The organism is Desulfovibrio sp. (assembly GCF_019424165.1).
Lineage (GTDB): Bacteria > Desulfobacterota > Desulfovibrionia > Desulfovibrionales > Desulfovibrionaceae > Desulfovibrio.
In genome coordinates this window covers 1-7,666 of the sequence record NZ_JAHZAA010000029.1, presented here as the reverse complement: position 1 = coordinate 7,666, position 7,666 = coordinate 1, and the positions used below count along the sequence as shown (strand labels likewise).

At 53.7% G+C, this 7,666-nt stretch carries 7 protein-coding genes, 1 tRNA gene and 1 pseudogene; 4 read left to right on the top strand and 5 right to left on the bottom strand.

All coding sequences use genetic code 11. The features are described 5' to 3' along the window. The 3 genes from QZ377_RS09660 to QZ377_RS09650 form a co-directional block, all read left to right on the top strand. On the top strand, window positions 1-540 hold a 540-nt coding region (locus QZ377_RS09660), incomplete at its 5' end, for an N-acetyltransferase (protein ID WP_291440947.1). Between the two features lie 116 nt (window positions 541-656). After that, the gene (gene argF, locus QZ377_RS09655) at window positions 657-1,676 is read left to right on the top strand and encodes an ornithine carbamoyltransferase (RefSeq protein ID WP_291440946.1); all 1,020 of its coding nucleotides are present in this window, start codon (window positions 657-659) and stop codon (window positions 1,674-1,676) included. Window positions 1,677-1,880: 204 nt separating this feature from the next. Then, window positions 1,881-1,957: transfer RNA gene (locus QZ377_RS09650), tRNA-Arg, on the top strand. Between the two features lie 232 nt (window positions 1,958-2,189). Here the strand turns inward: QZ377_RS09650 and QZ377_RS09645 are convergent. From QZ377_RS09645 to QZ377_RS09625, 5 genes are all read right to left on the bottom strand, one after another. Beyond that, window positions 2,190-2,363, bottom strand: a complete 174-nt coding sequence (locus QZ377_RS09645) for a DNA methyltransferase (protein WP_291440945.1) — start codon at window positions 2,361-2,363, stop codon at window positions 2,190-2,192. Then, complete coding sequence (locus QZ377_RS09640; RefSeq protein WP_291440944.1) at window positions 2,356-3,030, bottom strand: primase-helicase zinc-binding domain-containing protein; 675 nt, start codon at window positions 3,028-3,030, stop codon at window positions 2,356-2,358. Before QZ377_RS09640 ends, QZ377_RS09645 begins: the two co-directional genes overlap by 8 nt. 547 nt (window positions 3,031-3,577) lie before the next feature. After that, on the bottom strand, window positions 3,578-3,934 hold the full coding sequence (locus QZ377_RS09635) for a helix-turn-helix transcriptional regulator (RefSeq protein WP_291440943.1): 357 nt from the start codon (window positions 3,932-3,934) through the stop codon (window positions 3,578-3,580). Next, on the bottom strand, window positions 3,903-4,181 hold the full coding sequence (locus QZ377_RS09630) for a cytotoxic translational repressor of toxin-antitoxin stability system (RefSeq protein WP_291440942.1): 279 nt from the start codon (window positions 4,179-4,181) through the stop codon (window positions 3,903-3,905). Before QZ377_RS09630 ends, QZ377_RS09635 begins: the two co-directional genes overlap by 32 nt. Before the next feature lie 58 nt (window positions 4,182-4,239). Continuing rightward, the gene (locus tag QZ377_RS09625; RefSeq protein WP_291440941.1) at window positions 4,240-5,391 is read right to left on the bottom strand and encodes a site-specific integrase; all 1,152 of its coding nucleotides are present in this window, start codon (window positions 5,389-5,391) and stop codon (window positions 4,240-4,242) included. An 837-nt stretch (window positions 5,392-6,228) separates the two neighbouring features. Here QZ377_RS09625 and QZ377_RS09620 point away from each other — a divergent pair. Continuing rightward, window positions 6,229-7,666: pseudogene (locus QZ377_RS09620) on the top strand (hypothetical protein); the annotation flags it as partial.

Sequence of the window (7,666 nt, the reverse complement as noted above, 5' to 3'; positions counted from 1 at the left end):
GCCATTCCGCGCTCTGGCGCTGATGATAGACCCATTGTTCCTGATGTTCACATCAGCGACCTTTCAAAGCTGGTCATCCGATCCGCCACTGTAGCGGACGTACACGGCATGTCGGCGCTTATTAACCAGTATGCTTCCGCCAACGTCATGCTGGCGCGCGGCCCGCAATACCTGTACCAGCACATTCAGGACTATATGGTCGCCACAGCTCCGGCCGTAAACGACGGGCACGAGGTCATCGTGGCCTGCGGAGCCGTGCATGTTCTGTGGGCTGACCTCGGCGAAATACGCTCCGTGGCCGTTCACCCTTCATGTCAGGGGCAGGGCTTCGGCAGACGCCTCGTATCCATGCTTGTGAACCGTTGCCGCAGCCTGGCGCTGCCCAGGGTTTTTGTCTTTACCCTTGTGCCTGACTTCTTCGCCAGGTGCGGGTTTACCGAATTTAACAAGGACGACATGCCCCCCAGCGTCTGGGTGGAATGCAGCAAATGCCCCAAGTTTTATTGCTGTGACGAAATCGCAATGATGTTACACCTTTGACCGTCTGCGTCGCCACAAGCGGCGCAATGGCGGCCAGCCCCAACGTGCTCAAGGCACAACCAGCCCGCGCCCGGACGCGGATGGCAGGACCCACTACCTCAAAGGCGGAACAGCGCATGAACAGACTGCAAAACAGAGACTTTCTGAAAGAAATCGATTTCACGCCGGAAGACCTCACCTACCTGCTGGACCTGGCTGCCAATCTCAAGCAGGCCAAAAAATCCCGCCGGGAACCCGAGTTTCTGAAGGGCAAGAACATTGTTATTCTTTTTGAAAAAGACTCCACCCGTACCCGCTGTTCTTTTGAGGTGGCCGCCTATGACCAGGGCGCGCGCGTGACCTACCTTGGGCCTTCCGGTTCGCAAATGGGCAAAAAAGAATCCCTGGCCGACACGGCTCGTGTGCTTTCCCGTTTTTATGACGGCATTGAATATCGCGGCTTCGGACAGGACAGGGTCGAGGCACTGGCCGAGCACGCCTCGGTACCGGTGTGGAACGGCCTTACCAATGAATGGCATCCCACCCAGTTCCTGGCAGACATGCTCACCATGCGCGAATGCTGCCCCAAGCCCCTGAACAGGCAAACCCTGGCCTATATGGGTGACGCCCGTTACAATATGGGTAATTCCCTTATGATCGGCTCCGCCCTTCTGGGGCTGGACTTTCGCTCTGTGGCGCCAAAGGCGCTGTGGACGGCGGACGAAGTTTACGAAATGGCCTGCCACATCGCATCCGGCACTGGCGCGCGCATCAGCCGTACCGAAAACGTGGCAGAAGGTGTGCAGGGCTGCGACTTCATTTCCACAGACGTCTGGGTATCCATGGGCGAACCCGATGACGTGTGGAAAGAGCGCATTGAGCTGCTCACGCCCTACCGTGTGACAGGCGACACCATGCGACAGACCGGCAATGACGACTGCAAGTTCTTGCATTGCCTGCCAAGCTTTCACAATCGCGACACAAGCATGGGCGAAGAGATTTTTCAGCGCTTCGGCATAGAATGCATGGAAGTTAACGACGAAGTTTTTGAGTCGCCGCGCAATGTGGCGTTTGAAGAAGCCGAAAACCGCCTGCACACCATCAAGGCCGTTATGGTTGCCACATTGGCCGAAAACCCGCTTGCTTTCGACGTATAGCGCGAAAAGAATGCAAAAAGACAGGGCGGCGCAAGCAGACGGGGCAACGCGTTCCAACAGGGGCATGCCCGGCCGCAAGGCGGCAGCAGGCTGCAATGCCACGGTATGCCCCGGCCACCGGCACTAACGGGGATTAACATGTTGACGTTAAAAGGCGTTCTCCCTATAGTGATGCGCCATAACGCCGACGGCCGCGTCAGGCATGCGCCCGTAGCTCAGATGGATAGAGCAGGAGCCTTCTAAGCTCTTGGTCAGGGGTTCGATTCCTCTCGGGCGCGCCAAAAAAAATCAAGGACTTACGGAAACACCGTGAGTCCTTTTTTCTTTCTGCCCCGCACCATTCCCCGCACGCAAAAGAAATCGCTCCGACTGGCTGTAACGCGCCCTTTACATTTTGGCAAAACGCCGCTTAGTTTTGACCGTGTTAGCAGGCAGAAGCCCGTGCCAAAAATGGCACGGGCGAATTTAAAAAAAGAGAAGGTTGGGCGGGGATTTTCCCCGCCCTTTTTTTAATTAATTATTTACCTGGGTAATCCGGTCGCGGCTGATGGCGTAATATTCCGCTGACAACTCAATACCGACATATCCTCTGCCTGACTCCGCGCATGCCACGCCCACAGCGCCACCCCCCATGAACGGGTCCAGCACCGTACCGCCTGGCCGTGTGATCGCCAGCAGGTCATGCATGAGCGCCACGGGTCGCGGACAGCTTGACTTCCTTCTCCCGGCCTAGATTTTCCTTTTGCCACTGAGGAGTCTCCTTAAGAGCGTCTTCAATTGCCTTGCGGCCATCTGCGAGAACCTTCTCAGTTTGCTTGGCGTTCTGCTCGGACATTTCATTTTCAGCCTGCCACCCGGCGTTCATGTTCCGCATCCAGTTGAGCATTTCATCTGAATAATTACTGGTAACGTGCTGCTCAGGGGATGCCTCAATATTGTGCTGGCATTCAGCGAGGAAGGCGGCGGCGCTGGACATCCATTCAGTGCAGGGCAGAACGGCAGGTTCAGGCTTGGGCGGTACAGGCGGGACATGCGTCACTTGTGCCGGGCGTACCGGACGGTGGCTTGCATGAGTGTGCCTTGCAGGAAAGGAGCTGGTAGCGGTGCGCTTCGGCTCAATCCCAAGGGCTTCACATGCCTCGCGGTAGCCCAGGCCGTCCCGCTGCATTAGAAAAGCAATACCATCGCCGTTGGCCCCACATTTACGACACAGGAAAGCACCGCCACGGGGCCGATCAGGCCAAACGATAAAGCCGTCATTGGTTGCGCCGCCACACAGAGGGCAGGGCCCGGCGTACTCATGCGGCCCCTTGGGCTTCATGGCAGCAGTAAGAAAAGTCAGAATACTATTCATAGGACAGCCCCCCATCACCCAAGCCGGACAGATGGACAGGGTCTAAAGACCCCTGTCCGTGTCCGTCCGTCTGTTTGGTGTCTTGGGCAGCAAGACTTGTCCGGCCAATGTCCGGCCCTTGTCCGTGTCCGGATCGTTGATTTGTGCTGTAATAATCGCTTGTTACAAAAATTAAGCCACGGCTAACAAGTTCTTTCCTGCCACGGTCAAAGGCACGGCACTTCGTGTCCGGCTTGTCCGCCGTATGTCCGGCATAAAAGATCGGTCGCCAGTCTTCCACATGGACAGAAGCCCGGCCCTTTTCACTCAACGCGGCTTCAAGTGATTCGAGTGCGTATTTTAGCGAAGAGCTAAGAGGCTTACCCCCACTACACACCCTATAATGAAGTTCCGTACCCTTCTGTTACTAACTAGTAATTTTAATGCTTTTTCAGTTGGATAGATGAAGTTCTATTTGTCACGCATGGATAGAACGCCAAAAGCCCTCCCGACGAATCGAGAGGGCTTCAAAATGGCCTGTACGACCTATTTTACATGAGATGCAGGGCTACACGTCCAGCAGGCGACGGGGATCAATGTTCAGGGCATCGGCCAGCAGGCGGGCGTTCTTCTTGCCGATGGGGCGCTTACCGTTTTCCATTTCGCTGATATGGCGAGCGGGAATGCCCGTTGCTTCCGCAAGCTGCACCTGGGTCAGGTCTTCTCGATAGCGTGCCCCCCGCAGATAAACGGTGGGCCTTTCTTCCTTACTGAAGGGGAACACTTCCTCAATGGAATATGCTTCCTTTTCTTCGGCAATGCCCTTCAAGCGCATGAAGGCACGCACTTCTGAAACCAGCGCGGGGGGAACCGCGAAGGAAAGGGGCACAGTTTCAATAGGGGGCTTTTTCGTGCGTTCCAGCATAAAGCACCTCGATCAGTTTGATTTTTTTATCCGTCACCTGCCATACGGCCACATAACAGGGTTTGCCCTTTTTGATGTGGCAATGGTGGCGGCTGTTCGAAAGTTTACTATAGTTAGGCCATTGGCCCTGTACCGGGCCGGATTGCTGTATGTCGGCGACCAAAAGAAACAAGGTCTCGTATACGGGGCGCGGCAAATCCTGAATTTGCTTCCGCGCACGCTTCGGGATGCTCACAGTCCAATTCATGCCCTGCCCTTTTACCCTTTATTTACTATTTTTTGGTAAGTCGTCAAGGGGTAACTTTTCAGTTTTTTCCTGCCGTGCCCATATCCATGCAGGCATCAATGACGCTGGCAGCCTTGCGCAAAGCCTCATCTCGCAAATGACTATACCGTTGCGTCATGGCCGGGCTATCGTGCGTAAGCAGCTTTTGAAGGCTGTAAAGGTCAACCTGGCCGCTGCTGATGAGCATACTTGCATAGGCATGACGCAGGCCATGTAGCGGGCGAAAATCTTTGGGCAGCCCGGCCTTGTCGCGAACTCTGCGGGCCATGCGCCGAAAGTCTTGCCGCTGGCCTCCATCTTTACCGGGGAATACAAATGGGCTTGCCGTGCGCCCTACTGTCTCAAGAGTGGCCCGAGCCGCAGTGGTCATAGGGATGAATTCCGTCTTGCCCTTTTTAGCAGACGCGCCTTGCAGGGTAATGAGGTCACGTTCAAAATCGCAATCCGTCCATCGCAAGGCCAGCAGCGCCCCACGGCGCATTCCCGTCACAAGTGCCAGCCTCAGTAAAGCTGCAGCATCCTGATCCGGTTCGTCTTCAAGGGCCTTGAGGTAGGCCGCAAGCTGCTCATCGGTCAGACTTTCCGTGCATTCATTGTCCACCTGGGGCATTTCAAAATGTAAACTGCCAGGCATGGCGCACAGGCCGCGTTTTACGCCAAACCGGATGATGCGGCGGATCTGGCCCAGAGCATGCTTTGTGGTTTGAGCAGAAAGGCCTTTTCGCGTCATACTGGCGCGCAGGTTGTTCATATCCAGCGTGGTAAGTTCCTCAATCATCTTGGATGCAAAGCGCTGCTCAAGGTGATTGTGGTAGCGCGATGTATCGCCTTTCAAGGATGGCTTGCCTGCATTCACCTCTTGATAGAGCAGCCAGAGCCGGGCAAAAGTCAGAGGGCCGTCGCCGGTTAGCTTGGCGGCTTCCACCTCTGCCCGGCGCTCAGTATTCGACTGCTCAACGCCTGCGGCCCGCATGGCGCGAATCTTGTTAGCCTTGGCTGCGGTCATCCCCTCAGACTCTCGCCCTATCGGTTCCTCAATCTCTTTGAAACCGCGCCCTCCGCGCCGATAGCGGATATAGTACACTCGCTCATCACCGCCACCATCAAGGCGTTCTTTCTCGCGGTAAGTAACGCCTGGGTATTTTGTCCGACCTCGTTTTGAAATAGACATGTTTTATCCCCGCCAACCCACAAGATATGGCTATTATTTTCCCCGCACGCTTCCCCGCACACAAAGTAAAAATAGGGCGTATTTGAGAGAAATACAAGGGGAGGGATATTTTATTTTTCCTTTTTAAATAGATAGATATAGAATTAAAAAGAAATAAGAAGAAATTATGTTCAGGAGCCTTCTAAGCTCTTGGTCAGGGGTTCGATTCCTCTCGGGCGCGCCAGAAAAATCAAGGGTTTACAGTTAATAGACAGTAAACCCTTTTTGCTTCCCCTTTCTCTTCCCCTTTTTTATTTTTGTGCAGCGATAATGAGCTTTAACCAAACCGTTACCCGGATATGGGGTGAAGCTGCCCAGACAGAAAATGCCGGATTGCGCCACAAACACCCGGGGAGCTACTTTTTGCATCGGTGTATTGTAAGCCGGAAATCCGTGGTTTAGAGTCTCATTCACAAAGTTGTTTTCCGATTTTTTCCGTAAACAAACAATTGCTCATCGAATCATAGAAAATAGATAATGTGTGAGATTGTCTTGATTTCAAAAAGATATTACTCTTGAGTAGTGAAAGCTGAAAACAAGTTAACTTATACAGCTATTCGTAACCATCCATGATGGTTGAATTTCTACCCTTTAAAATCAGCGCACAAACTTTTCTGTTTAACATGATCTTGCAATGCATTCAAAAAAACGATGTTCAAGCTTTCAAAATTCTGTTTCCTCCCAAATTAAAGCGTGGTGACCACAAGGGACTGCCATGAATTGTAAGCATTTCACAGCCTCTTTCAGCGTAACAGGCAATGCCCAACACCTTTCCGCTGCCCTCCCCCACGGTGCGCCATGAGTATGCTTCTTCGCCATTGCAGGGTTTTCTTGTGTCTGCTTGTCTGCCTTTTTTACTCGCTACCTATTTCAGCCGCTGGCCCTGAAAGCGCATGGGTACGTAACGGTGACGGTCACAATGTTTTCCGGCTGGACTTCTTTGGCAAAGGCCAGCCTTATGGCGCGGAATCCCAGAACTGGTATTTTTCGGCAGGCAATTTCTCGCCAGCCGTTCGCGACGACATTATCAGAGGCGCGGACTACTGGACGGCCGTACTCAAACCGTACGGCTCGCCGGCCAACCCTGTGGTGCTGCGTATCTATGTGGATGCCGACACAAGCTACAATGCCTCGGCACTCTATTTTCCCAATCCTGCCGATCCAAGCAGGGGGTCTTTGTGGAGTTCACTGGTAGGTGGCGGCAGCCCCCTTACTGGATCCGACCTGCCTGATGATCCTCTGGTGGGCGCACACAGCCTCATCGATATCAACAACTTTACTTGGGACACCCAAACCAATTCCAATTTACCCGAAACCAAGGGTACTTTGGCCCCCACAATCATCCATGAAATAGGCCACGCGCTGGGCATAGTGGATGATTCGCCACAATTTGCAAGCTTTCTGGGGCGCGGGGGAACGGCCGTCAACGGTTATACAGACCGTACGCCTTATGATTCCAGCGACCCGGATACCACGGCGAAACATTTGAACTTCTACGGGCCAAAGGCCATGCAGATATTTGGTGGGCCAATTCCTATGGCGCACGCAACTGACCAGGAAGCTTCTCATTTCGGCGTGCGTAATGGGCTTATGACCCATGCCCAAATCACCAATTACCCGATGTTCATGGAAGTGGAGCTGGCTGCTCTGGTGGACATTGGCTACACTATTGATCTGCGCGACTTTTTCGGCACCTCACTATATCTCGACAACGCGATAAACACAGATATCGTCATCAACAGCGGTTTTTTTGCCAGTAACGGCCTGGATGCCAATCAGAACTGGCTGGGCTATGATGAAAATCGGCCCAACACCAGTCCTTTCGGCGTCGGCCTGCACATTTATGGCAGCAATTACAATGTGAGTGTAGAAAAAAATCTGCTGGCAGACGGCGCGGGCGGCGCGGGCGTTCGCGTGGACGGCTTTAAAAATACCGTCACCATCGCCCCGGATATTACCATCACCGGCAATGGCAGCCAGGGCACTGGCCTGCTTGTGGCCTTTGGGTCAGAACACAACATCACCAGTCGCGGGAACATACTCGCCACTGGCCCATTGGGCATAGGTGCCAGGTTCGATTTTGGGGCGCCCTATGTGACTGAATATCTGCATTCTTACGGAAAATATCATTTAAATGAAGAAGGCGGCGCGCAGCAGGATGGCGACATCGGCGGCCCTCTTGTCGAAAATTTCAATCTTTCTGGCTTGCTGGCAGGCGGCGCATCGTCCACTCAGG